Source organism: Actinosynnema sp. NPDC023794, from assembly GCF_040639675.1.
Lineage (GTDB): Bacteria > Actinomycetota > Actinomycetes > Mycobacteriales > Pseudonocardiaceae > Actinosynnema > Actinosynnema luteola.
In genome coordinates, this window is sequence record NZ_JBFAFR010000008.1 from 276,794 (window position 1) to 300,636 (window position 23,843).

At 72.3% G+C, this 23,843-nt stretch carries 25 protein-coding genes and 1 tRNA gene; 13 read left to right on the plus strand and 13 right to left on the minus strand.

Translation table 11 applies throughout. The annotated features are described in order from the left end of the window. Positions 1-3 precede the first annotated feature (3 nt). The 10 genes from AB0H12_RS20175 to AB0H12_RS20220 all read left to right on the plus strand — a co-directional run bounded on the left by AB0H12_RS20175 (position 4) and on the right by AB0H12_RS20220 (position 8,907). Entirely contained in the window at positions 4-705 is a 702-nt protein-coding gene (locus AB0H12_RS20175) for a class F sortase (RefSeq protein ID WP_499624382.1), read from the plus strand. A 61-nt stretch (positions 706-766) separates the two neighbouring features. Continuing rightward, a complete protein-coding gene (locus AB0H12_RS20180) occupies positions 767-1,936 on the plus strand; it encodes a polysaccharide deacetylase family protein (protein WP_499624383.1) in 1,170 nt (389 codons plus the stop codon). Positions 1,937-2,014: 78 nt separating this feature from the next. Continuing rightward, positions 2,015-2,110 (plus strand): pyrroloquinoline quinone precursor peptide PqqA, encoded by a 96-nt coding sequence (pqqA, locus tag AB0H12_RS20185; RefSeq protein WP_077008179.1) that lies wholly within the window; start codon positions 2,015-2,017, stop codon positions 2,108-2,110. Positions 2,111-2,214: 104 nt separating this feature from the next. Then, positions 2,215-2,916: a pyrroloquinoline-quinone synthase PqqC gene (gene pqqC / locus AB0H12_RS20190; RefSeq protein ID WP_499624425.1), complete on the plus strand. Its 702-nt coding sequence runs from the start codon at positions 2,215-2,217 to the stop codon at positions 2,914-2,916. Further along, positions 2,913-3,182, plus strand: coding sequence for a pyrroloquinoline quinone biosynthesis peptide chaperone PqqD (gene pqqD, locus AB0H12_RS20195; protein ID WP_499624384.1), 270 nt, complete (start codon positions 2,913-2,915; stop codon positions 3,180-3,182). Before pqqC ends, pqqD begins: the two co-directional genes overlap by 4 nt. After that, positions 3,175-4,245 carry a pyrroloquinoline quinone biosynthesis protein PqqE gene (gene pqqE / locus AB0H12_RS20200; RefSeq protein WP_499624385.1) on the plus strand — a complete coding sequence of 357 codons (1,071 nt, stop codon included), beginning with the start codon at positions 3,175-3,177 and terminating at the stop codon, positions 4,243-4,245. Before pqqD ends, pqqE begins: the two co-directional genes overlap by 8 nt. Positions 4,246-4,414: 169 nt before the next feature. Further along, positions 4,415-5,290: a pyrroloquinoline quinone biosynthesis protein PqqB gene (gene pqqB / locus AB0H12_RS20205; RefSeq protein ID WP_499624386.1), complete on the plus strand. Its 876-nt coding sequence runs from the start codon at positions 4,415-4,417 to the stop codon at positions 5,288-5,290. A 58-nt stretch (positions 5,291-5,348) separates the two neighbouring features. Then, entirely contained in the window at positions 5,349-6,626 is a 1,278-nt protein-coding gene (locus tag AB0H12_RS20210) for a sensor histidine kinase (RefSeq protein ID WP_499624387.1), read from the plus strand. After that, positions 6,578-7,225 carry a LuxR C-terminal-related transcriptional regulator gene (locus AB0H12_RS20215; RefSeq protein ID WP_230567391.1) on the plus strand — a complete coding sequence of 216 codons (648 nt, stop codon included), beginning with the start codon at positions 6,578-6,580 and terminating at the stop codon, positions 7,223-7,225. The genes AB0H12_RS20210 and AB0H12_RS20215 overlap by 49 nt, the downstream gene beginning before the upstream one ends. A 53-nt stretch (positions 7,226-7,278) precedes the next feature. Beyond that, a complete protein-coding gene (locus AB0H12_RS20220) occupies positions 7,279-8,907 on the plus strand; it encodes a DUF885 domain-containing protein (protein WP_499624388.1) in 1,629 nt (542 codons plus the stop codon). Between the two features lie 180 nt (positions 8,908-9,087). On the opposite strand, the gene AB0H12_RS20225 is transcribed toward AB0H12_RS20220, so the two are convergent. The 11 genes from AB0H12_RS20225 to AB0H12_RS20275 form a co-directional block, all read right to left on the minus strand. Next, positions 9,088-9,161: transfer RNA gene (locus tag AB0H12_RS20225), tRNA-Leu, on the minus strand. Between the two features lie 87 nt (positions 9,162-9,248). Continuing rightward, positions 9,249-10,346, minus strand: a complete 1,098-nt coding sequence (locus tag AB0H12_RS20230; protein ID WP_499624389.1) for a SagB family peptide dehydrogenase — start codon at positions 10,344-10,346, stop codon at positions 9,249-9,251. Next, positions 10,327-11,445 carry an ATP-grasp domain-containing protein gene (locus AB0H12_RS20235; RefSeq protein WP_499624390.1) on the minus strand — a complete coding sequence of 373 codons (1,119 nt, stop codon included), beginning with the start codon at positions 11,443-11,445 and terminating at the stop codon, positions 10,327-10,329. Before AB0H12_RS20235 ends, AB0H12_RS20230 begins: the two co-directional genes overlap by 20 nt. A 3-nt stretch (positions 11,446-11,448) precedes the next feature. Next, a complete protein-coding gene (locus tag AB0H12_RS20240) occupies positions 11,449-11,571 on the minus strand; it encodes a hypothetical protein (RefSeq protein WP_267935188.1) in 123 nt (40 codons plus the stop codon). Between the two features lie 195 nt (positions 11,572-11,766). Further along, positions 11,767-13,092: an NAD(P)/FAD-dependent oxidoreductase gene (locus AB0H12_RS20245; RefSeq protein WP_499624391.1), complete on the minus strand. Its 1,326-nt coding sequence runs from the start codon at positions 13,090-13,092 to the stop codon at positions 11,767-11,769. A gap of 170 nt (positions 13,093-13,262) precedes the next feature. Further along, entirely contained in the window at positions 13,263-13,769 is a 507-nt protein-coding gene (locus tag AB0H12_RS20250; RefSeq protein ID WP_499624392.1) for a hypothetical protein, read from the minus strand. 159 nt (positions 13,770-13,928) lie between these two features. After that, a complete protein-coding gene (locus AB0H12_RS20255) occupies positions 13,929-15,329 on the minus strand; it encodes a DUF58 domain-containing protein (RefSeq protein ID WP_499624393.1) in 1,401 nt (466 codons plus the stop codon). Then, complete coding sequence (locus AB0H12_RS20260; RefSeq protein WP_499624394.1) at positions 15,326-16,297, minus strand: AAA family ATPase; 972 nt, start codon at positions 16,295-16,297, stop codon at positions 15,326-15,328. Before AB0H12_RS20260 ends, AB0H12_RS20255 begins: the two co-directional genes overlap by 4 nt. Next, on the minus strand, positions 16,294-16,740 hold the full coding sequence (locus AB0H12_RS20265) for a hypothetical protein (RefSeq protein ID WP_499624395.1): 447 nt from the start codon (positions 16,738-16,740) through the stop codon (positions 16,294-16,296). The genes AB0H12_RS20260 and AB0H12_RS20265 overlap by 4 nt, the downstream gene beginning before the upstream one ends. A 17-nt stretch (positions 16,741-16,757) precedes the next feature. After that, on the minus strand, positions 16,758-17,420 hold the full coding sequence (locus AB0H12_RS20270) for a DUF4129 domain-containing protein (RefSeq protein ID WP_499624396.1): 663 nt from the start codon (positions 17,418-17,420) through the stop codon (positions 16,758-16,760). Between the two features lie 148 nt (positions 17,421-17,568). Beyond that, positions 17,569-18,270 carry a uracil-DNA glycosylase gene (locus AB0H12_RS20275; RefSeq protein WP_499624397.1) on the minus strand — a complete coding sequence of 234 codons (702 nt, stop codon included), beginning with the start codon at positions 18,268-18,270 and terminating at the stop codon, positions 17,569-17,571. A gap of 30 nt (positions 18,271-18,300) precedes the next feature. On the opposite strand from AB0H12_RS20275, the gene AB0H12_RS20280 reads away from it, so the two are divergent. From AB0H12_RS20280 to AB0H12_RS20290, 3 genes are all read left to right on the plus strand, one after another. Then, on the plus strand, positions 18,301-19,785 hold the full coding sequence (locus AB0H12_RS20280; RefSeq protein ID WP_499624398.1) for a S10 family peptidase: 1,485 nt from the start codon (positions 18,301-18,303) through the stop codon (positions 19,783-19,785). A 66-nt stretch (positions 19,786-19,851) separates the two neighbouring features. After that, positions 19,852-20,028: a hypothetical protein gene (locus AB0H12_RS20285; protein ID WP_499624399.1), complete on the plus strand. Its 177-nt coding sequence runs from the start codon at positions 19,852-19,854 to the stop codon at positions 20,026-20,028. After that, positions 20,006-20,323, plus strand: a complete 318-nt coding sequence (locus tag AB0H12_RS20290) for a hypothetical protein (protein WP_499624400.1) — start codon at positions 20,006-20,008, stop codon at positions 20,321-20,323. The genes AB0H12_RS20285 and AB0H12_RS20290 overlap by 23 nt, the downstream gene beginning before the upstream one ends. A gap of 160 nt (positions 20,324-20,483) precedes the next feature. On the opposite strand, the gene AB0H12_RS20295 is transcribed toward AB0H12_RS20290, so the two are convergent. Together AB0H12_RS20295 and AB0H12_RS20300 are read right to left on the minus strand one after the other, a co-directional pair. Next, positions 20,484-21,434 (minus strand): Ppx/GppA phosphatase family protein, encoded by a 951-nt coding sequence (locus AB0H12_RS20295; RefSeq protein WP_499624401.1) that lies wholly within the window; start codon positions 21,432-21,434, stop codon positions 20,484-20,486. Positions 21,435-21,823: 389 nt separating this feature from the next. Next, the gene (locus AB0H12_RS20300; protein ID WP_499624402.1) at positions 21,824-23,521 is read right to left on the minus strand and encodes a cellulose-binding domain-containing protein; all 1,698 of its coding nucleotides are present in this window, start codon (positions 23,519-23,521) and stop codon (positions 21,824-21,826) included. Positions 23,522-23,843 lie beyond the last annotated feature (322 nt).

Sequence of the window (23,843 nt, forward strand, 5' to 3'; positions counted from 1 at the left end):
GTGATGAAGGCTCTGCTGACGGGTGCGGCGGTGGCGGCCCTGCTCGCCTCCGCCGCGCTCGTCGCCACCCGGCCGCCGGACGTCGTGGCGGCCGGCCTGCCGATCCCCGGTGACGCGGTCGTGCCGCACCCGTTGGGCGACAGCGCGCGCTCCGGGCGCGGCGTCGACCTGGCGGGCATGCCGGCCGGCGCGAACCCGCCCGCGTCACCTCCGCCGGCGACGACCACCACCACGGCTCCTCCGCCGCCCGCCGAACCGCCCAAGCAGCAGCCGGGGACCGTGCGGCTGCCCGAGGGCGGGTTGGCGACGCTGGTGCGCGAGGAGGTCACCGCGGACGGCGCGCTGCCGATCCCGGAGGGCGTCGGCGAGGCCACGTGGTGGGGCGTCGACCTCGGCGCGGTGGAGGGCGCGACGGTGCTGGCCGGGCACGTGGACTGGAAGGGCGTGACCGGGCCGTTCGACGAGCTGTGGCGCATGGCGGTCGGTCAGGAGGTGACCGTGGTCGACACGGCGGGCCGGACGTTCAAGTTCCGGGTCAGCCGGGTCGAGGCGGTCCGCAAGGACGCCCTGCCGTCGCGGGCGGTCGAGCTGTTCGGTCCGCGCGGCGGGCACCGGCTGGTGCTGGTGACGTGCGGCGGGCGGTGGGTCGGCGGCGACACCGGCTACGAGGAGAACCAGGTCGTGACCGCGACGCCCGTGTCGTGACGCGGCCACGCCTGGTAGTCACGTCACGAAGAGGCAACCTCCGGCTACGTCCCGTCGTCTTGTGGTTGTGAAGCGATGGGGCTGGCTGAGCACGGGCGTCGCGCTGGCACTCACCCTGGTGGTGCTGGCCGTCCTGGGAGCCCGCGAACCCAGACCGGGCAACGACGTGGGCGACCTGGCCGCGCCGCTGCCGATGGCGCCGCGCGCGACCAGCAGCACCAGCGCCGCCGCCGCGCCGGCCGTGCCCGCCGCGGCCTCTCCCCCGGCGTGGATGCGGCGCATGCAGCCCGGTGAGAAGCCGCCGCAGTTCGTGCTGTTCTCGTTCGACGGCGCCGCCTCCAAGCCGCACTGGGACCGGATCATGCCGATCGCCAAGCAGGCGAACGCGCACGTCACCGGCCTGCTGTCGGGCGTGTACCTGGTGCCGGACGAGGACGGCCGCACCTACACCGGCCCCGGCCACCGGACGGGCTACTCCTCCATCGGGTTCGGCGGCAGCCGCGCGGACGTGGACCTGCGGATCGGCTACCTCAACGCGGCCATCGACGCGGGCCACGAGATCGGCACGCACTACAACGGCCACTACTGCCTCGGCGACGAGCCGAACGTCGGCACCTGGAACACCGACCAGTGGAACCGGGAGCTCGACCAGTTCTTCGCGATCGTGGAGAAGGCGAGGCAGCGCGGGTTCAAGCTGGACCCGGCGGCCGTGCGCGGCGGGCGCACGCCCTGCCTGGAGGGCCAGTGGGGCCAGGCGTTCCCGGCGATGCTCGGTCACGGCCTGGCCTACGACACCAGCCACGTGAGCCTCGGGGTGGTGTGGCCGTTCGTGCACGAGGGCCTGTGGGAGTTCCCCATGCCGGAGGTCCGCGTGCCCGCGCTGGGCAAGCAGGTCGTGATGATGGACTTCAACCTCTGGTTCGCGCTCAACGGCGCCAAGGAGGAGCCCGACAAGGCCGGTGACTACACCCGGATCGTGCTGGACACGTACCGCTCGGTGTACCAGTCCGCGTTCAACGGCAACCGCGCGCCGATCGTGATCGGCAACCACTTCAACGAGTGGGCCGGCGGCGCGTTCAGCAACGCGGTGGAGGGGTTCCTCGGCGAGGTGTGCGTCAAGCCCGAAACGGTGTGCGCCACCTACACGGAGGTGATCCAGTGGATGCAGTTGCAAGATCCGGTGGTGCTGGAACAGTTGAGGCGCATGCCCGCCGCGCGGAACTGGAACTAGCGCGGTAGCCGCCGCAAGCTCTACGGTGGGTTACCGCCGCCCCACGGAGAAGCACCACCCATCCGAGGAGTAGAGCGCATGACCACCGAGCCCGAGAAGCGCACCTGGGTCAAGCCCGATTTCCGGGACGTCGACACCCCCATGGAAGTCACCGCTTACGCCGCTCGCAGTTGAGCCCGCCGCCGCGTCCCGCCGGCCGCGCGTCGGCGGGCGCGGCGCCCGCGTACCGAGAGGTGCCCGCCGCCGTGCCCACACCCGAGACGTCCGGCTCGTCGACGTTGACGCCGGACGAGTTCACCGCGCGCCTGCACGCCCTGGCGCCCCGCTACTGGGACCGCCACCCCTTCCACCTCCGGCTGCACGAGGGCCGGTTGAGCAAGCACGAGCTGCAGCTCTGGGCGGCCAACCGCTGGTACTACCAGCAGGCGATACCGCGCAAGGACGCCGCGATCCTGGCCAACTGCCCCGACGTCGAGGTCCGGCGGGCGTGGCGGGAGCGGATCGTCTGGCACGACGGCGGCGCGCCCGGAGAAGGCGGACACGGCGAGGGCCGGCCCGGAGAAGGCGGTGTCGAGAACTGGCTGCGCCTGGCGGAGGCCGTCGGGCTGACCCGCGAGGAGGTGCTGGACGAGCGGCACGTGCTGCCGGGCGTGCGGTTCGCCGTGGACGCCTACGTGACGTTCGCCCGCACGCGTCCGTGGGTGGAGGCGGTGGCGTCCGGCCTGACCGAGATGTTCTCCCGCGGGCTGATGGCGCGCCGGCTGGTGGACATGCGCGAGCACTACCCGTGGATCGCCGAGGAGGGCTTCGCATACTTCACCGCCCGGCTCGAGGTGATCGCCGACGAAGGGAAGTCCACTGTGGACATCGTGGTGCGCAACTGCCGCACGCGGGAGCAGCAGGAGGCGGCGGTCGCCGCGCTGGCGTTCAAGTGCGACGTGCTGCGAGCGGTGCTGGACGCCGTGGACTACTACTCATGACCGCTCTCGACGCGGTGCCGCGCCTGCGCCGGGGCGTGAAGACGGCGTACGACGAGACGCGGGACAGCCACGTGGTGCTGTTCCCGGAAGGCGTGCTGGTGCTCAACGAGACCGCGGCGGCGGTGGTCGCGCTGTGCGACGGGCGCACGTCCGTCGAGGGCATCGCGCGCCGGCTGACCGAGGAGTTCGACGGGGTGGAGGCCGACGACGTGGCCGAGCTCGTCGCACGGCTGGTGGCGCGCCGGGTGGTGGACGTCGATGGGTGAGGCGCCCAGGACGGACGCGCCGTTCGGGCTGCTCGCCGAGCTGACCCACCGGTGCCCGCTGCGCTGCGGGTACTGCTCCAACCCGGTCGACCTGGTCGGCCGGGGTGACGAGCTGGACACCGCGTCGTGGCGCGAGGTGTTCGACCAGGCCCGCGCGTTGGGCGTGCTGCAGGTCCACCTGTCCGGCGGCGAGCCGTTGGCGCGCAAGGACTTGCCGGAGCTGGTCGAGCACGCGGCCGGGCTCGGCTGCTACGTGAACCTGGTGACCAGCGGGCTCGGGCTGACCCCCGAGCGGCTCGCGGGGTTGCGCGGTGTCGACCACGTGCAGCTGTCCGTGCAGGACGCGAGCGAGGCCGGTGCGAACCGGATCGCCGGGGTGAAGGCGTTCGAGCCGAAGCTCCGCGCCGCCGAGGCGATCCGGGACGCGGGGCTGCCGCTGACCGTGAACGTGGTGCTGCACCGGCTCAACCTCGACCACGTGGGCGAGATCGTCGCGCTCGCGGAGCGCATGGGGGCGGACCGGTTGGAGCTGGCCAACACCCAGTACTACGGCTGGGCGCTGCGCAACCGGGCCGCGCTGCTGCCGACGAGGGAGCAGCTGGCGCGGGCGGGTGAGGTGGTGGCCGCCGCGCAGGCGCGGTCGGCGATGGAGATCGTGTACGTGATCGCCGACTACCACGAGGCGCACCCGAAGCCGTGCATGCACGGGTGGGGGGCGCGGCAGCTGACCGTGGCGCCGAACGGCGACGTGCTGCCGTGCCCGGCGGCCGGGGTGATCGACGGGCTCGGGGTGGAGAACGTGAAGGACCGGTCGTTGGCCGACATCTGGCACACCTCGCCCGCGTTCACCGCGTTCCGGGGCTTCGACTGGATGCGCGACCCGTGCCGTTCGTGCGCGCGCCGTGAGCTGGACTTCGGCGGGTGCCGCTGCCAGGCGTTCCAGCTGACGGGCGACGCGTCGGCGACCGACCCGGTGTGCACGCTCTCGCCGCACCGGGGCTTGGTCGACCTGATCCTCGCGGGCCCTCCCGCCGACGTGGAGCACCGGGCGGTCGTGCGGTGAGGGTGCGGGTCTCGGGCACGGCGGTCTCGGACGCGGCGGTCTCGGGCGCGCTCCGCAGGGGTCCTCGCCAAGGGGACCCCTGCTCTTATCCTGCCCGAGGGGTACGACATTTCGGGCACTTCCGAGGGTGCGGACCGCGCCCGGCGGGAGAGAAGCGGGCAGGTGAGCGGTGAAGGCGGTTGTGCTCGGGACGGCCGCCGGGGGTGGTGCGCCGCAGTGGAACTGCGCGTGCGGGCCGTGCGAGGCGGTGCGGGCTGGTCGGTTGCCGGTGCGCACGCAGGACGCGTTGGCGGTGAGCGCGAACGGCGCGGACTGGTGGTTGGTCAACGCCTCGCCGGACATCGGCACGCAGCTCGCCGCCACGCCCGAGCTCGCACCCGGCCCCGGCCCGCGGGACACGCCGGTGCGCGGGGTGCTGTTCACCGACGCCGAGCTGGACCACACGCTGGGCTTGGCGGTGCTGCGCGGCGCGCCGGGACTGCGGGTCCACGCCCCCGCGACCGTGCTGCACGCCCTCGCGCCCACGCGTGCCGTCCTGGCCACGTACGGCGAGTGGTCGTGGCGGCAGGTGGAGCCGGAGCAGGCGGTCGTGCTCGCGGGTGGGCTGGAGGTCACCGCTTTCCCGGTGAGCGGCAAGCGCCCGCGCTACGCCGTCGACTCGCCGGTGGCGGGCCACTGGGTGGTGGCCTACCGGTTCCAGGACCCGGCCACCGGCGGGGTGCTGCTGTACGCCCCCTGCCTGGCGTCCTGGCCGTCCGGGTTCGACGCGTTGGTGGCGGAAGCCGATGTGGTGCTGCTGGACGGCACGTTCTACGCGCCGTCGGAGATGGGCGCGGCCACCGGCAGGCCGAGCGGGCAGGCCGCGATGGGCCACCTGCCGATCGCGCACAGCCTGCCGGAGCTGCGCGGGCATCCATCAACCAGGCGGATCTACACCCACCTCAACAACACCAACCCGGTGCTGGACCCGGCGTCGCCGGAGCACGCGAAGATCGCCGAGGCGGGCGTGGAGGTCGTCGCGGACGGGACCGTGATCGATCTCTGAGCGCATTGGGGGGTTAAACCCACCGATTTGCCGGGGGGCAGCCGCAAGAATCGACGCCATGACGGACCGCGACCTGGTACGAGCCGCCCGCACCCGGCTGACGCAGGCCGGGTTGGGGCTGGCTCGGACGCCGCTGTGCGTGGCGGGGCTGCTGCTGATCCCGCTCCAGCTCTACGCCTACCCGCTGATCCTGGTGACCGTCGGCGTGCCGCTGCTGCTGCTGTTCACCGCGCTGGCCCGCCGCTACGCGGGCTTCTTCCGCTGGTGGGCCTCGCGGGTGCTGGAGGTGGAGATCCCGGCGCCGTACCGGGTGCCGGCGAACCGGGGCCCGATGACCAGGGTCCGCACCGTGGCGACCGACCCGGCGACGTGGCGCGACCTGGCGTTCCTGCCCGTCAACGCGATCACCGGGATCCTCTGCGGCGTGCTGCCGGCCGGGTTCTGGATCAACGGCGTGCTGGGGTTCGTGATGCCGCTGATCTGGCTGGACCAAGGGAATGCCGAGTACGTCGTGATCGACCGCGACACCCCGGGCAACTTCGTGCTCGCGCCGCTGCTGGGCATCGGCTTCCTGGTGCTGGCGTGGTGGGCCACGCCCCGCGCCGCCCGGCTGCACGCGACCGTCGCCAAGTGGCTGCTCGCGCCCAGCGCGAACGCCGCCCTCACCGACCGGGTGCGCGTGCTGGCCGACACGCGGGCCGACACGGTCGACGCGCAGGCCGCCGAGCTGCGCCGGATCGAACGGGACCTGCACGACGGCGCGCAGGCCAGGCTGGTCGCGCTCGGGCTGAGCCTCGGCATGGCCGAGGAGCTGCTGGCCCGTGACCCCCAGGCGGCGCAGGAGCTGCTGGCCGAGGCGCGCCAGTCGTCCTCCCAGGCGTTGGCCGAGCTGCGGGACCTGGTGCGCGGCATCCACCCGCCGGTGCTGGCCGATCGCGGGCTGGACGGCGCGCTGCGCGCGTTGGCGCTGGCGCACCCGCTGCCGGTGGAGGTCGACCTGGAGCTGACCGGCCGGCCGGAGGCGCCGGTCGAGTCGGCCGCGTACTTCGCGGTGGCCGAGACGTTGACGAACGTGGCCAAGCACAGCGGGGCGACGAGCGCGTGGGTGCGGGTGCGGCACGACGACGGCCGGTTGTCGTTGATGATCGGGGACAACGGGCGCGGCGGCGCGGAGCCGTCGGAGAACGGTGGGTTGCGCGGGATCGAGCGCCGGCTCGCCGCGTTCGACGGCACACTCGGCATCGCGAGCCCGGTGGGCGGGCCGACCATCGTGACCATGGAGCTGCCGTGCGAGTTGTCCTCGGTGAAGACCTCGTCCTCCTCCGGGACGGGCTGATCCGGCTCCTGGAGGCCTACGACTTCGACGTGGTCGAGGCCGTCGACTCCGGTCCCGCCCTGCTCAAGGCCCTGGTCGACCACCGCCCGGACGTGGCGGTGGTCGACGTCCGGCTGCCGCCGACGTTCACCGACGAGGGGCTGCGCGCCGCGATCGAGGCCCGCAAGCGGGTGCCGGGCCTGCCGGTCCTGGTGCTCTCGCAGTACGTGGAGCAGCTCTACGCGCGGGAACTGCTGTCCGACCGGGGTGGCGCGGTGGGATACCTGCTCAAGGACCGGGTGTCGGACGTCAAGCAGTTCGTGGACGCCATTCGCCGGGTCGCCGCGGGCGGCACCGCGATGGACCCCGAGGTCATCGACCAACTGCTCGCGCGCGGCGCTCGTGACCAGCCGCTGACCACGTTGACCCCGCGTGAGCGGGAAGTGCTGTCGTTGATGGCGGAGGGCCGTTCGAACGGCGCGATCGCGGGCCGGCTGTTCGTCACCGAGAAAGCGGTCGGCAAACACATCGCGAACATCTTCGGCAAGTTGGACCTGCCGATGTCCGAGGACGACAACCGGCGGGTGCTCGCCGTGCTGGCCTATTTGGACCGGGTGTAAATCGTTTCTTAGGCTAAGTACCATCTTGGTTTCACGACGACCAGGGGGTGCGCATGGGCACGACGGCGGAGTTGGCCGACGAACTGCTCGACCTGATGTTCTCGCGGGCGCCGTTGGGCGCGACCGCCTACGGCGTGCCGGGGTACGACCACCTGCTCGCCGACCACCGGGCGGAGGCCGAGGAGTCCGCGCGGGCACGGGCGGTGGACATCGCCGACCGGGCGCGCGCCCTGCCCGCGGACGACGACCCGGTGACGCGTGCGGTGGTCGTGCAACAGGCCGAGGCGATCGTGGACGAGATCGACGCGCTCGGCGTCGAGTACACGATCACCGACTCGTTCTTCGCACCGGCGGGCGAGTTGCTGTCGATCATGCCGACGACCGTGCTGTCCGGGCCGGACTCCGAGCGGGCCTACCTGGACCGGCTCGCCGCGATCCCCGACTTCCTGCGCCGGCTCGCCGAACGGCAGCTCGCGGGCGCGGCGGCGGGCCGCACACCCGTCCGGCACCTCGTCGACGCCGCCGCGGCCCACCTGGACCGGTACCTGGCCGCCGACGAGGACCCGCTGGCCCGTCCGGTCGGCGGCGAGGCGTTCGACGCCGAACGGGAGCGCCTGCTGGCCGAGGTGGTGCGACCGGCGTTCGCCGCCTACCGGGACGTGGTCTCGGGCATCGAGGGCCGCCCGGACGACCGGGTCGGCCTGTGCGCGCTGCCGGGTGGCGAGGCGATGTACGCGGCGCTGACGCGTGTCCAGACCACGACCGACCGCACACCCGAGGAGCTGCACCAGACCGGCCTGGACGTGATGGCGGGCCTGGCGCGGGAGTACGCCGAGCTGGGGAAGCGGGTGTTCGGCACCTCCGACGTGGCCGAGGTGCTCCAGCGCATGCGCACCGACCCCGACCTGCGCTGGCGCACCGAGGACGAGCTGATCACCGCCGCGCGCGAGGCCGTGGCCAGGGCGGAGCGGGCCGCGCCGCGCTGGTTCGGCCGGGTGCCCGAGCAGCGCTGCCAGGTCGAGCCGGTGCCCGCGGCCGACGCGCCGGGCGCGCCGATCGCCTACTACTCGGCGCCGACGCCGGACGGGCTGCGGCCCGGCACCTACTACGCGAACACCCACCGGGTCGAGGAGCGGTTCCGCTACCAGGCCGAGGCGATCGCGTTCCACGAGGCGGTGCCGGGGCACCACTTCCAGATCGCGCTGGCGCAGCAGCTCACCGAGCTGCCGATGCTGCGGCGGGTCGCGCACGTCACCGCGTACCTGGAGGGCTGGGGGCTCTACACCGAGCGGCTGGCCGACGAGATGGGCCTGTACTCCGGCGACGTGGCGCGGCTCGGGATGCTGGCGATGGACTCGATGCGCGCCGGCCGGCTCGTGGTGGACACCGGTCTGCACGCGCACGGGTGGAGCCGCGCGCGTGCCGTCGAGTACCTGCGGGACAACACGCCGCTCGCGCTGGTCGAGATCGAGAACGAGGTCGACCGCTACATCGCCGCGCCCGGCCAGGCGCTGGCGTACATGGTCGGCCGGCTGGAGATCCTGCGGATCCGGGCGGCGGCCGAGGAGGCGTTGGGCGAGCGCTTCGACATCCGCGAGTTCCACGACGTGCTGCTCGGCGGCGGGCCGCTGCCGCTGGCGGTGCTGGCCGACGTCGTCGCGGAATGGACTCGCGACCGCTGAACCCGCGCGAGTCATCCGGTCGGACTCCGCGACTCATCCGGTGCGGTATGCCTGTTCACGGCTGGCGCACCGCGTTCGCGGGTCCGATCGGGTGACCCGATGTCGGCTCGATGCCGACCGGCACGACGCACCGTTTTGGGTTCACCCGGCAGATGGGTGAAGTCGCTGTGGCGCCGAACGTGCCCCCGACGGGATTCGAACCCGTACTGTGACTCTTTTAAGGAGCCTGCCTCTACCGGTTGGGCTACGGGGGCAGCGGGGAGCCTAAGCGGTTACCGAGCGTTCGTGGGGCTACTTCAGAAGAAGTCGCCCGCACGGCTCAATGCGATCCGCTATTGCGCTCATTCGGGTAATGGCCCCAAGGCGCTCAGACCGAGTACGACTTCGTGATAAGAATCACAGCCGAGTGCTTGTTCGACCAGCTCATCCCGCAATGCTGCGGTGAAGCCGATACCAAAACCCATTGCCGTAGCAACCAGATAAGCCGTTTGGGACAGGTGTCCTACGTCCATTTGCACAACGCGGTAAGCACGTGACGTGTCGTAACGCCATCTAGTCCGTTCGAGTACTCCGGTGTACGCGAGGACCAGCGGCGCCTGCCCGACCCAGTCCTGGTCACCCGCCGCGGCGGTCATCTCGGCCGGCCCCCACGTCACCCCGATCGGCTCCAGCGCGTGCGCGAGCCCGTCGTAGTGGTACCAGCCCGGCTCCAGCGCCTCTACCGCCTGATCGCCACCTCCGGCGGAGGCCACGCCCACGTGCGCGTACAGCTCGACCGGGTGCCGGCCGCCGCCGGAGGGGCTGGTCTTGAACACGGTGCCGGACCGCCCGATCCGCGGCCGGGTGGGCGACGGGCCGGCCAGCACCGCCAGCAACTCGGCGACCCGCGTCAACGACATCGGCCCCGGCCCGAACCCGCGGGTCGTGCGGCGGGCCAGCAGCACGTCGAGCAGCCCCGCCGACGCCCACCTCGACGTGCCGTCCAGGCGCGGCAGCAGCACGGCGGTGCGCCCGAGGCTGCGGAACGGCGCGGGCGGCGGTTCGGCGGTGAGCTTGGCGTCCAGCACGGCGTCGTGCTCCTCCGTGCCCTGGTACGGCGCGTCGGCGAGGGTGCGGCTGGCGAAGTGGAAGTGCCGGGCCGAGGTGCCCCAGTCGCGCCACCCGGCGAGCAGCCGCCGTTCCCGCTCGTGCTCGGGCGAGCCCTCCACGATCAGCACACCGGCTTCGAGGAGCTCCTCGATCACCTTGCGCAGCGCCACCCGGTCGTCCTCGGCCAGCGGCGCGAGCAGCGCGTCGACGTCGGTGAACCCGGTGAACTTGCGGCACAGCAGCTCGGCGGTCTCGCTGATGGCGAACTGGCGGTGGTTGAGGTAGTCGTCCCACACCACGGCGCCGTCGGAGTAGAACAGCGTCGCGTGCTCAGCGACCTTTGCCCGCACCCAGCAGCTCCTTGAAGCGCGTCGCCACCCACTCGTGCACGGCGTCGGACACCCGCGAGTCCTGCGCCCGGTGCTCGAACCACCGCCAGTCGCAGTTGACGTTGACCTCCAGGAACACGTGGTCCCCGCCGGAGACCAGCAGGTCGAACGCGGCCACCTGGAGGCGCCAGTGCCTGGCCAGCGCGAGCAGCCGGTCGGTCAGCCCGCTCGGCACGTCGACGGGCGTGACGCGGACCGCCTCGGGGTCGACCCACAGCTGCGCCGGGTCGAGCTTGTCGACCTGGAACGCCAGGCACCGCTCGCCGACCACGAACACGCGCAGCTCGGTGTCGGAGGGCACGTACTCCTGCACGATCACCGGCGCGGACTCGGGCACGTCACCGGACCGGCTGGTCTCCAGCGGGCGCGGGAACAGGCCGTGCTGCATGCCGGGGCGCGGTTCCAGCAGGTGGCGGCCGGAGGTCTTGACGATGCACCGCCCGCCGCCGGGCCGGGTGCGGCCGGGTCGGGTGGTGACCGTGGTGCGCGGCACCTTCAGGCCGAACGCGGCGGCGTCGGCGAGCTGGGTGAGCCGGTTGAGGTGGGAGGTGTTGCGGCTGGGGTTGACGTGCGCCCAGTCGCCGCGGCTGGACAGCCAGTCGGCGACCGCGCCCCACTGGTCCACGGCGTACGCGCCGGCCAGCGTGCCGGGTTCCAGCGGCAGGGCGGTCAGCTCGAAGTGCCTGCGCCACACCAGCAGCGGGCGCAGCAGCCAGCGGTCGAGCTCCAGCAGGGGCTGGTCGGTGTAGACGGTGAGCGGGAGGTCGACCGAGCGGTCGGCGTCGATGCGGGCCATCCGGATGCCGCGTTCGGCGAGCGCGATGGAGAGCTCGTTCATCTCCATGTCCGCGGCCCGGGCGAGGACCAGCACGCAGGGCACGGGGCTGCCGTCGCCCTCGTCCACCATGCCGAGGCGGTGGACCTGCTCCTGGAAGTCCAGGCACTTGGGTTGCGACCGGAAGAGGTAGTCCTGGCCTTGGAGCAACAGCGGGGTGGGTTTCGCCGGTCTGGCGGCCTCGGGTGGGGGGACGGTCTCGTTCCCCCACCCGGAGACGGTCATGACTCAGTCGTCTTTCTTGCTGCAAAAACGCTTTTCGGCGGTGGCGTACTCCGCGGAGTACTCCGCCAGCGCACGATCCTCGATCTCACCGCGGCGAAGCTGTGCGGCCAGCTCCTCGAGAGACATCGCGGTCACCTCTCTCCCCACTGATGCATCACACATTCAGGCGATACACCAGCTGTATTCTCGGGTTCACGTTACGCAATGTCAAGACGACACGCAGCGCGTTAGCCCGTCTGGGGGCTCAAGTGAGAAGGCTACTCCGGACGGCCCCACGCCCGTCACGCCCGATCGGCGCAGCGTGCGCGGGGCCGTTCGCGCTCAGCTCTTCGTGGCCCGGTCGAACTCGGCCTTCGGCTCGTGGATCTGGCCGAGGGCGACGACCTCGCGGCCCGAGAACAGCGCCTGGGTCCAGTCGACGAACACCCGGAACTTGCGGTTGACCGTGGGCATGAACATCACGTGGTAGCTGCGGTGCATGAACCAGGCGACGACGCCCTTGAACCGCAGGCCGAACACGTCGGCCACGCCCTTGTAGAGGCCGAGGCCCGCGACCGAGCCCAGGTACTTGTGGAAGTACTCCTTGGGCTGCTTGCCGCGCAGGGTGGCGATGATGTTCTTGGCCAGGAGCTTGGACTGCCGGATGGCGTGCTGCGCGTTGGGCACGCAGGTCGCCGTCGGGTCCTCCTCGGTGCGCGACAGGTCCGGCACGGCCGAGCAGTCGCCCGCGGCCCAGACGCCCGGCAGGCCGACGACCTGCATCGCCGCCGTGCACCGGACCCGGCCGCGCTCGTCGAGCGGCAGGTCGGTGTTGCGCAGCATCGGGTTGGCCTTCATGCCCGCGGTCCAGATGATGGTGTCCGAGTCGAACTCGGTGCCGTCGTCCAGGACGACGTGGCCGCCCTCCATGCTCTTGACGCGCGTGTCGAGGTAGCACTTGATGCCGCGCTTCTCGAGCTGCTCGACGGTGTAGACGCCGAGCCGGGCGCTCACCTCGGGCATGATCCGACCGGTGGCCTCGACCAGCACCCAGTGCATGTCGGACTGCTTGAGGCCCTCGTAGTACCGCAGCGCGTAGCGGGCCATGTCCTCCAGCTCCGCCAGCGTCTCGATGCCCGCGAAGCCGCCGCCGATGACGACGAAGCTCAGCAGCCGCTTGCGCAGCTCCGGGTCGTTCGTGCTGGCGGCCTGGTCGAGCCGCGACAGCACGTGGTTGCGCAGGTAGATGGCCTCGCCGATGGTCTTCATGCCGATGCCGACCTCGGGCAGGCCCGGGATGGGCAGCGTGCGCGAGATGGCGCCCAGCGCCGAGACCAGCACGTCGTACTCGAACTCCTCGACGTGACCGTCGGCGAGCTCGACCGTGACGGCCTTGCGCTCGTGCTCGATGCGCGTGGCGCGGCCGGTGACCACGTGGCAGCGCTTGAGCACCTTGCGCAGCGGCACGACGACGTGGCGCGGTTCGATGGAGCCGGCAGCCGCCTCGGGGAGGAACGGCTGGTAGGTCATGTGCGGCTGGGGGTCGATCACCGTGACGGACGCCTCGCCGGAACGCAGCTTCTTCTGCAATCCCAGCGCGGTGTACATGCCGACGTACCCACCGCCGACAATCACGATCCGTGTGGGTTGCGACTTCACAGCAGCCATACACACATGGTCGCACCGGGCAGGGCTTTCCGGCGCATCGAGCAGGCCCGTTGTGACCACAGTCGCCGCGTGATTGCCGACACGCAGCCGCTGACCTGCACGGCCGGGTGAACGTGCTGAGAGGAACGATCCAGACGGTCAGCTCGAGCTGAGCCCGGCGGGGGTGTTCCTCAGCCTTTCCGGCGCATCAGCAGGACCGTTCCGACGACCAGTCCGACGGCGCAGACGAGGCCGACCACCTCGACCGCGGCGTCCGTTCGGCCGCCCGGCAGAAGGAGCAGCGCGACGCCGAGGGCGAGCACGGGGAGTTGAACGGCGGCGAACCTCTTCGCGGGTGCTTTCAGCGCGTCCAGGTGAACGCGCGACCCGACCGGGACGATCGCCGCGTAGGCGGACAGGACGTGCAGCAGGTGCAGCAGCACGACCAGCGCGAACACGCCGGGCCACGACGGCTCGTCGGTGGCGACCACCAGCGCCGCCGCCGGGTACCCGATGATCAGCGCGACCGCGGCGGACGCCGGGATGGCCGCCGCCGCGACCACCAGCGCGCCGTACAGCGCGAGCGCGGGCCACTCGACCCCGTTGGCCGCGAGGACCGACGCCACAGCGCCCCCGACGACCGCGATCGACGCACGCAACACCCACGCCGGCAGCCCGGCGCCCAGCTCAGCCCGCACCGCTCCCCCGTCCTGAGCGTTGAACTCGGGGTACCTGAACGTAGGACACGGTCGTGCTGAACGTAGGACACGCGCGGCCTGAACGTAGGACTCTCGCGCGAGTCCTGCGTTCGCGCCGCGCGTGTCCTACGTTCGGAACACCCGAGTTGAACGTTCGCGTCATCGGGACACCCGCCGGGAGGTGCGGACGGCGTGGAGGACGCCCGCGATCGGCGCGCCCCACGGGACCACGGCCACGCCGTGCTGCCGCATCGCCTCCAGCCGCACGTCGTGCTCCAACCGGATCACCTTCAGCGCCACCTCGCCCCACGGCGTCTCGTCGTCGGCCCGCAACGGCGACGGCAGCACGTCCACCGCCAGCACGAGGTTGCCCCGCCGCGCCGCGTGCACGGCCAGCTCCACCACCTCGGCGTCCAGGAACGGCGACAGCACCACCACCAGGGCGCCGTGCGGCACCTGCTCGGGCCGCAGCACGGGCCGCTGCGCCCACCCGGCCGACCGCGCGCACACCACGAGCTGGTTGCGCAGCCGCAGCAGCTGCCGCCGCCCCGCGCCCGGCCGCGCCCCGAGCTGCGGCCGACCGAGGTCGACCAGCCCGACCCGGTCGCCCTGCCGCAGGTACCCCGCCGCCAACGACGCCGCCGCCCGCACCGCCAGGTCGAGGCTGCCGCCGGGCCGGGCCGTCGTGCCGCGCGACGTCAACGACCACTCGCCCAGCGACCGGCCGGAGACCAGGCCCGGCGTCGCCCGCACCGGCGACGACCAGTCACCCAGCTCCGCGCCGACGTCGTGCCGCGTGTCCAGCGCCAGCACGACGTCCGCGTCCGCCTCCGCGTGGTGCTCGCGGACGTGCAGGTTCGTGCCCTCGACCGACCCGGCCATGCCGGCGGCGCGCAACGACACCCGCCAGTCGATCCGCCGCAGCCGGTCGCCCGGCTGGAACGCCCGGATGTCGCGCAGCTCCACCGAGTCGCCCGGCCGCCGCGCCCGGTGCGCGCCGACCAGGCCGACGGCCCGCGCGGGCAGCAACCCGGCGGGCAGCGCCTCGACGGGCGGCAGGATCACCCGGCCGCGCTCGGGCGCCGTCACCGGACCGTGCACGAACAACGCGTCCGGTCCCGCCACCAGGTGGTCCGGCCGCAGGTCGACGCCCTCGCCCCACGCGTCACGCCGCAGCACGACCTCGATCTCCCGCGCCGACGCGGCCACCAGGTGCACCGGGCCGATGCCCTCGCCGATGCCGGGCAGCCGGATCGCCATCACCTCGGCGCCCAGGCCCGGGTCGACCTCCACCACCGACTTGGCCGCGCCGATCTCGCCGGTGCGCGGCAGCCCGCGCACCCGGACCTCCGGCGTGCCGACGACCGGTGTGACCAGGGCCAACAGCGTGGAGATCAGCAACGGCGCGCCGAACAGGACCAGCTCGACCTCGTGCAGCAGGCCGCCGAGCACCACCATCCCGACGCCGAGCGCGAGGCCGCGCACCAACGCGTCGGTCGGGTGCCAGTGCGCGCCTCGCCCGCTGGTGAACGCCGCGCGCAGCCGTTGTGCCCGGTTCACGAGCGGGCGCTCGCGGGACCGGCCACCCGGCCCAGCAGCTCGGTCACGACCTCCACGCCGGTCACGCCGGACGTCCACGTCTCCGGGCGCAGCGTGAGCCGGTGCGCGAGGGCGGGCACGGCGCACTCCTTGACGTCCTCGGGCAACACGAAGTCCCGCCCGTCCAGCACCGCCAACGCCCGCCCGACCAGCACCAACGCCTGCGCGCCGCGCGGTGACGCGCCGACCTCGACGGCGCCGTGCGCGCGGGTCGCGGACGCCAGGTCCACGCAGTACCGCAGCACGTCGTCGTCCACCGACACCTGCTCGACACCGTGCTGCAGCCGACGCAGCCGTGCCGCGTCCAGCACGGGCTCGACCTCGGTCTCCTCGCGTCGGCGGGCGAGCCTGCGGCGCAGCACCTCGACCTCCTCGGCGGGCGGCGGGTAGCCGATGTCCAGCCGCAGCAGGAACCGGTCCAGCTGCGCCTCCGGCAGCGGGTAGGTGCCCTCGTACTCCACCGGGTTCGCGGTCGCCAGCACGTGGAACGGGCGGGGCAGGGCGAACGTGCGGCCCTCGACCGTGACCTGCCGTTCCTGCATGGCCTCCAGCAGCGCGGACTGCGTCTTCGGCGGGGTGCGGTTGATCTCGTCGGCCAGCAGCAGGCCCGTGAACAGCGGCCCCTCGCGGAACGTGAACTCGCGGTCGCCCGGGTTGTAGAGGAACGAGCCGGTGACGTCGGCGGGCAGCAGGTCGGGCGTGCACTGCAGGCGCTTGAAGTCCAGCTTCAACGCCTGCGCCAGCGACCGCGCCATCAACGTCTTGCCCAGGCCCGGCACGTCCTCCAGCAGCACGTGCCCGCCCGCGAGGATCGCCGCCAGCGCCAGCCGCAACGACCGCTCCCGGCCGACCACGACGGTGCCGACGGCGGCCAGCACCGCCTTCGCCTCGGCCGCGATCGTCTCGACGCCCACGTCGGTTTCGGTCACAGGTTCTCCAACAGGTCGGCGAGCTTCGACGGCTCGGGCAGCGGCGCTTTCGGGTCGGTGAGCAGGCGGTGCAGGTCGGCGCCGAGCGCCTCACGCGCTTTCGGGTGGTGGATGTCGTGGATGCCGTGCACCTGCCGCAGCAGCGCCTCGGCGAGCCTGCGCAGCCGGGGCTGGACGCGGACGGCGAACCGGTCCTGGTCGACGGCGGCCTCGGCGAGCCGGCTCGCGAGCGTGCTGGCCTGCACGGACGTGGCGGTGGAGAGGGTGGGGGGCTGCTGCGACCACACGACGTCCGTCGCGCGCGGCAGGCGGGTGGCGAGCAGCGCCAACCCGCCGACGGGCAGCGCGAGCACCACCGCCCACAGCCACGGCGCGCCCACGCGGACCAGCACGAACGCGGTGCCGGCCGCGACGGCCACCGCCAGCGCGACCGCACGTCCCATGCCTCCGACGACGGCGTTCACCTCAGGTCACGCACGATGTGCTCCAACGCCTCGGTGGCGGTGCGGGCGTCGGCCGCGGTGACCTCGGCCGTGCCGAACCGGGCTCGCTGGTAGACGCGGCGCAGCGTGCCGGCCGCGTCCTCGTCCACGCGGTAGCGGCGCAGCAGGTCGCCGGTGAACTCGGTGGCCGTCTGGTGGCCCTGGCGCGGCACGCCGCTGTCCTGCGCGGCCTGTTCGAGGGTGAGCCAGGCGGCGATCACGGCGTCGCCGGGTGGTCCGTTCGCGTGGTCGCGCAGCTCTTCGAGGGCCTGGGCGGCACGGCGGACGAGGATCGGCGGCGGAGTCGCGTGCTCTTCGGGCAGGTCGGGCGCGTCGACCGCGGCGCCCGCACCCCGCCGCCGCCGTCCGCGCCGGAACACGCCGAGCGAGACGAGCAGCGAGACCATGCCGATCACCGCCACCGCGATGAAGATGATCACGAAGACCAGCAGCGACCCGGCCGCCACGGAGGCGCCCACGTCGGTGTCGAGCGGTGGGCCCGGTTCGGCGGTCGGCGGCGGGGCCTCGTCGTCGCCTGCGGGTCGGTCCTGGTAGCTCACGGGCGAGGTGCCGCGTGCCGCGAGCGCGATGAGGACGAGCGCGGACCCGATCGCGAGGACGAGCGCGAGCCGGGGCTTCATGGACCAAGGATGCCTGTCGGCCACGGCCGGTGCGGCCGGTTTGACCTCGACACGGCCATCCGGCTCAACGGTCTGGTCGGGTGCTCCGAGGTCGACGAGGTCGTTCGACAGCACGCTCCGGTCCGCCACGGGGTCACCGGGCGACGGGCTACAGGATGCCCGCCGCCGTGCCCGCCGCGCGAAGGACGTCCTGCAGCATGGGCTGGGTCAGCCTGCCGGTGAACGTGTTGTGCGGGCTCACGTGGTAGCAGCCGAGCAGGTGCAGCGGCTCGCCGTCGTCCTGCGCGGGCAGGGTGAGGTGCACGGCGTGGCCGAAGACCGGGCGCGGGCGCGGCACCTGCCAGCACGCGGCCAGCGCCGGCAGCGCCGCCTGCCAGCCGAACGCGCCCAGCACGAGCACCGCGCGCACCGTCGGCCGCAGCAGTTCCAGCTCCCGGATCAGCCACGGGCGGCAGTTGTCGCGTTCCTCCGGGGTCGGCTTGTTCTCCGGCGGCGCGCACTTCACGGGCGCCGTGATGCGGGTGCCGACCAGCTCCAGGCCGTCGTCCAGGTGCGTGGCCGTCGGCTGGGTCGCCAGGCCCACCGCGTGCATCGCCGCGTACAAGAAGTCGCCGGAGCGGTCGCCGGTGAACATGCGACCCGTGCGGTTGGCGCCGTGCGCGGCCGGGGCGAGCCCGATGATCGCCAGCGACGCGTCCGCCGGCCCGAACCCCGGCACCGGACGTCCCCAGTACTCCTGGTCGCGGAACGCCGCCCGCTTGACCCGCGCCACCTCCTCGCGCCACGCCACCAGCCGCGGGCACGCCCGGCAACTGGTAACCCGTTCGTCAAGAGCGGAAAGCGGGAGCACCGGCGGCGACTCCGATCGTAGAGTTCGGCCATGACCGACAAGGACAACGGCGACGAGCAGGCCGCCAAGGACAACGGCGACGAGAAGGACCTCCCTGCCGACGACCTCGTCACCACCCAGCACAGCATCACCGTCAAGCGGCGCAAGCTGAACTACACCACGACCACCGGTCGGGTGGTGCTGCGCCAGGAGGTGCTGACCGAGGGCAAGTTCGACGGGCACCTGCCGAAGGCCGAGGTCTTCGTCACCGCGTACACGCTGGACGGCGCGGACCCGGCGAGGCGGCCGGTGACGTTCGCGTTCAACGGCGGTCCCGGCTCGTCCAGCGTGTGGCTGCACCTGGGCCTGCTCGGACCGCGCCGGGTCGTCTCCGGTGACGTCGGAGCCCTCACGCCGCCGCCGTACGACCTGGTCGACAACCCCGAGACGCTGCTCGCGCACAGCGACCTGGTGTTCATCGACCCGGTGTCGACCGGCTACTCGCGGGCGGTGAAGGGCGAGAAGCCCGGCCAGTACCACGGTTTCCAGGGCGACCTGGAGTCGGTCGGCGAGGTGATCCGGCTGTGGACCTCGCGCAACGGGCGGTGGATGTCGCCGAAGTTCCTGGCCGGCGAGTCGTACGGGACCACGCGCGCGGCGGGCCTGGCCGACTACCTCCAGTCGCGGTACGGCATGTACCTCAACGGGCTGATGCTGATCTCGTCCGTGCTGGACTTCACCACGCTGGACTTCAGCGAGAACAACGACCTGCCGCACACGCTGTTCCTGCCGACGTACGCGGCGATCGCGCACTACCACGGGCTGCACGGCGACCGGTCGCTGGAGGACGTGCTGGCCGACGCGGAGGAGTTCGCGTCGCGCGACTACCCGTGGGCGCTGGCGCGCGGCAACCGGCTGTCCGCTGAGGAGCGCGCGGCGGTGGTGGCGCGGCTGGCCGGGTTGACCGGGCTCAGCGAGGACTACGTGGACCGGGTGGACCTGCGGATCGAGCACGTGCGGTTCTTCACCGAGCTCCTGCGGTCGGAGCGCAAGGTCGTCGGCCGGTTGGACTCCCGGTTCACCGGCGCGGACGCGGACTACGGCCGCGAGCACTTCAGCGAGGACCCGTCGTACTCGGCCATCCTCGGCCCGTACACGGCGGCGCTGAACCACTACGTCCGGGCGGAGCTGGAGTACGAGAACGACCTGCCGTACGAGATCCTGACGGTGAACGTGCGGCCCTGGTCGTACAAGGAGTTCGAGGGCACGCACGTGACCGTGGCGAACAAGCTGGCGTCGGCGATGCGCGCCAACCCGCACCTCAAGGTGCACGTCGCGTACGGCTACCTGGACGGCGCGACGCCGTACTACGCGGCCGAGCACGTGGTGGCGCACTTGCAGATCCCCGAGGAGCTGCACGCCAACATCGAAGCGGCGTACTACCCGGCGGGACACATGATGTACGTCCACGAGCCGTCACGGGTGCAGCAGTCGAAGGACCTGGCCGACTTCGTCCAGTCCGCCTCCAACCGCTAGACCGGTCGTCCCGCCGCGGGTCGACCCGATCGGCCCGCGGCGGTTCACGAGCAGACTGGGGCGGACGTGGACGTGGTGGGATGCCTCGGCTGCGACCTGATGGCGGGCCGCCGCGCGCTGCCGGGCGGTGTCCTCCACGAGACGCCGTCGTGGGTGGTGAACCACGTCGTCGGCCCGATGAACCTCGGCACCCTCGTCGTCGGGTCCGCGCGAGCACGTGGTGGCGGTCGCCGACCTCGGTGACCAGGCCGTGGCGGAGATGGGCCCGTTGCTGCGCGACACGGCCCGCGTGGTGGAGGCCCTCTGCCGACCCGAGCAGACCTACGTGTGCCTGTGGTCGCACGGGCCGGCCGCGCGGCGGCACTCGCACATCGCCGTGCAGCCGGTGACCGCCGAGCTGGTGGCGAGGTACGGCGGGCTGCGGTCGGAGCAGTTGCAGGCCCGGATGATGGACAGCGGCGAGGAACCGGACCCGGCGGAGGTCGAGCGGTTCTGCGCCGAGGCCAGGCAGGTGTTCGCAACACTCCGCCGCGCCTAGCGCGTGGCCGGGCTCGGGCGCGACGTGGCCTTGTCCGGCGAAGTGGCACTCGCCGGGATGAGCGCTGCTTCCTCCGCCCCGCACGTCGTCCGCCGCGCACACGTCCCGCGGCTCCGGGCGACAGGTGGCTCAGGCCGGCAGGCAGCTCCGGGCGGCGGGCTCAGGCCAGGGCGAAGGCGATGCCGTCGAGGATGTCGTGCTCGCTGGCGACGAGCTCGGTGACGCCCTGCGCCTCCAGGTGGTCGGCGAGCGTGCGGACGACCAGCGCGCCGCCGCAGATCACGTCGACCCGGCCGGGGTGCATCGGGCCGAGGGCGGCGCGCTCGTCGTGCCCCATGGTGAGCAGCTTCGCGGTGACCTCGCGGATCCGGTCGAGGCCGAGGCGGGCCAGGTGGATCTCCTGCGGGTCGTACCGCGGCAGTTCCTTGGCCAGCGCGACGAGGGTCGTGACGGTGCCGGCCACGCCGATCCAGGTCTTGGCCTCGGCGGTCGGCACGGCGGCGAACGCCTCGGCGAGCACGTCCCGCGTCACCCGCACGGCTTCCTCCACCTGGGCCTCGGTCGGCGGGTCGCTGTGCAGGCAGCGCTCGGTGAGCCGGACGCAGCCGATGTCGACCGACCGGGCGGCCCCGACCTCGCCGCGCACGCCGTTCCACGTGCCCAGGACCAGTTCGGTCGACCCGCCGCCGATGTCGGAGACGAGGAACGGGCCTTCGTCGGCGTCCAGGTCGGAGACCGCGCCGGTGAACGAGAGTCGGGCCTCCTCGTCACCGGTGATGACCTCGGCCTCCACCCCGAGCACCTCGCGGGTCATGTCGAAGAAGGCGGCCTTGTTGGCGGCGTCGCGGGTGGCGGACGTCGCGACCATGCGCACGCGCTCGGTTCCCTTGCGGCGCAGGGTGTTCGTGTAGTCGACGAGCGCGGCGCGGGTGCGGGCGACGGCGTCGGGGTGCAGCTCACCGGTCGCGTCGACGCCCTGGCCGAGCCGGACCACCCGCATCTCCCGGTGCACGTCCCGCAACCACCGCTCCCCACCGTCCGATGTGGTCACGTCGGCGACCAGGAGGCGGATCGAGTTGGTCCCGCAGTCGATCGCGGCCACGCGTGCCATGCCCGATGTCCTTCCCGGTGGTGAGTGCTGCCCTCAGGAGACTAGTGGTGGTCCATCGCACACCGGCCTGCCGGCCGGCAGGCACAAGAACTCCAAGGTCCAGAAGCGTCCTCGCCGGACGGGCAGATCAGCAGGATGACGGGGTTTCGCGGCCATGCGCCGGTCTCGTCGTGGGTCCGGGGCCCGTGTCACCCCACCGACCTCCGTCCGGGCTACCACACGTATCAAGGGGCCGACATCAGCGCACGACCGGGCAAGGGATGCACAGCCCTCTTGACACCCGCTGATCTGCCCGTCCGGCGAGGACGAGCTTGTGAAGCTTTCGACAAGCAAGGGTGCGAGCGGGCGCTCGCTGAGTGATCGGCTGCGAGCGCCCGCCCGGTCCCCGATCAGTTCGGCGCGTGGATCTGGTCGGCGGAGTTGGCCGCGTAGTCCCTCGTCGCCCCACGCACGAACACGGTCTGCTCGGCGTGGTTGCCGGAGAAGTACTGCTTGATCGAGCCGTTGAACGGCGTGGTGGACGCGTTCCGGCCGTGCACATCCGTGTGCACAGTGGTCGGGCCGGAGTTGCGCAGTGCGAAGCCGCCCGCCCGGAACTCCCGCAACGTGCCCTTGAACGGCGAGCGCGGGTCGTCCCACGCCACCCGCTGACCGGTCTGCTCGGTGATCCGCCGGACCGTGTTGCAGTAGTCGCCCCGGATGCCCTCGTAGCAGAGGTCGACGTGGCGGGCCAGCTTGTTCGGCTTCGAGGCGTCGTAGTAGCGCGCCGGGTTCAGCACGTAGAACAGCGGCTGGATGGTGAACGACAGCTGCGAAGTCCTGATCGTGACGTCGGAGAACCAGAACTCGTGCAGGTCGTTCGTGTCGAACGGCACCTCGGTCCCGGTGATGACCTCGAAGTGCGTCTTGCCCTCGCGGATGGCCTGGACGCACGAGGCGTCGGTGATGAGCCGGCCGAGCGAGCGCGTGTCGGACGGCGAGTCCGCCGGGATGGCCGGACCGACGTTGGTGAACTTGTTGTTGAACGGGCCGGGGCAGTCGGTCGCGCCGAAGCCGCCCGGACGACCGTTCGGGATCAACGCGGCGAACCTGGCCTCGGTGACCTGGTTGTCGTCCCGGTGCGTGCACTTGTTGTTGTAGACCAGCTCGTGCACGTTGTTGGTGAACGCGTCCGGCGAGTGCGTGCCCTGGTGGAACTTCAGCAGGACGTCGCACGTGGCGATCGTGGCGCCCTGCGGCGGGAAGAAGCTCGTCCCGTTGTCGCCCTGGATGACGTTCGGGTCGTCGACCGCGAGGACCTTGCGGCCGACGTGGTCCTCGTGCCGGTGCGCGCCACCGGGGTTGCTCGACATCATCACTTCGCTGGTGTAGCCGAAGTACGGCCACTTCGCGTCGGCGAACAGGTCCGAGGTGCGCGGGTCGTCGCCGTGCTCGTGGCCGAACGCGCAGCCGCTCGCGTCGCGCGGCGGGTGCCACGTCGGGTAGACCTTGCCGTCCGGACCGTACGCCCAGTACCGGGCGTGGATCTCGCGCGAGCACTCGCCGGCCTTCGGCGTGTAGCCGCTTCCGCTCTCCGACACGACGATGTCGTACGCCATGCGCGTCCGCGCGTCCGCCGGCGGCAGCGACTTGCCCCACGCGGGGTTGTCGGTCGGCGGCACGGACGTGGTCGACGTCGGCCCGCTGGTCGGCGAGGACGTCGTGGTGGTCACCGGCGCGCCGGTGCACGCGGTGCCGTTGAGGGCGAACGAGGTCGGCGCCGGGTTGCTGCCGCTCCACGAGCCGTTGAAGCCGAACGTCGCGGTGGCGCCGGTCGCGAGGTTGGCGTTGTGGCTGACGCCGCGCGCGGTCACCTGGGCGCCGCTCTGGGTCGCGGTGGCGTTCCACGCCTGGGTGACCTGCTGACCGGAGGCGAAGCTCCAGGTCAGCGTCCACGAGCTGATCGGATCGCCCAGGTTCGTCACGCTCACGTTCGCGGTGAAGCCGTTGTTCCACTGCGAGGGGACGGAATAGGTGACGCCGCAGCCCGTCCCGGCGGCTTGCGCCACGAACACCGTGCTGCCCACGCCGACCGCGGCGACCGCCACTGCCGATAAGGATCTGAACCTGTATCTGCGCATGGTCTTTCTGCCCGCCATCAGGTGGGGCCGTTATCGGGGTGGCGGCTCAGGGCATCGCGGGTGAAGGGGATTCGGGTTGCCTCAACGCCGGGAAGCGCGGGCGCCGCGGCGGAACCCCTCGCGGCTGGTCGGGCGACCGGCGGCGTGGTCCACGGGCATGCTTCCTCCTCGTTGAGGCAGCGGGACAGCACTCGGCGAGCCTGCTCGAACCGGCGGCGGGGATGGCGGCGCCGCACGCCGGGGTCGTGCGCCGCGGCGGGCTCGGTCGGTCGTCGTGCGGCCCGACGAC

Bases quoted from the DNA above. Each gene is read 5' to 3' on its own strand.
- AB0H12_RS20175 (WP_499624382.1), top strand. From the start codon at position 4: ATGAAGGCTCTGCTGACGGGTGCGGCGGTGGCGGCCCTGCTCGCCTCC.
- pqqA (WP_077008179.1), top strand. From the start codon at position 2,015: ATGACCACCGAGCCCGAGAAGCGCACCTGGGTCAAGCCCGATTTCCGG.
- pqqD (WP_499624384.1), top strand. From the start codon at position 2,913: ATGACCGCTCTCGACGCGGTGCCGCGCCTGCGCCGGGGCGTGAAGACG.
- pqqE (WP_499624385.1), top strand. From the start codon at position 3,175: ATGGGTGAGGCGCCCAGGACGGACGCGCCGTTCGGGCTGCTCGCCGAG.
- AB0H12_RS20210 (WP_499624387.1), top strand. From the start codon at position 5,349: ATGACGGACCGCGACCTGGTACGAGCCGCCCGCACCCGGCTGACGCAG.
- AB0H12_RS20220 (WP_499624388.1), top strand. From the start codon at position 7,279: ATGGGCACGACGGCGGAGTTGGCCGACGAACTGCTCGACCTGATGTTC.
- AB0H12_RS20235 (WP_499624390.1), bottom strand. From the start codon at position 11,445: ATGACCGTCTCCGGGTGGGGGAACGAGACCGTCCCCCCACCCGAGGCC.
- AB0H12_RS20240 (WP_267935188.1), bottom strand. From the start codon at position 11,571: ATGTCTCTCGAGGAGCTGGCCGCACAGCTTCGCCGCGGTGAGATCGAG.
- AB0H12_RS20245 (WP_499624391.1), bottom strand. From the start codon at position 13,092: ATGGCTGCTGTGAAGTCGCAACCCACACGGATCGTGATTGTCGGCGGT.
- AB0H12_RS20265 (WP_499624395.1), bottom strand. From the start codon at position 16,740: ATGGGACGTGCGGTCGCGCTGGCGGTGGCCGTCGCGGCCGGCACCGCG.
- AB0H12_RS20270 (WP_499624396.1), bottom strand. From the start codon at position 17,420: ATGAAGCCCCGGCTCGCGCTCGTCCTCGCGATCGGGTCCGCGCTCGTC.
- AB0H12_RS20280 (WP_499624398.1), top strand. From the start codon at position 18,301: ATGACCGACAAGGACAACGGCGACGAGCAGGCCGCCAAGGACAACGGC.
- AB0H12_RS20295 (WP_499624401.1), bottom strand. From the start codon at position 21,434: ATGGCACGCGTGGCCGCGATCGACTGCGGGACCAACTCGATCCGCCTC.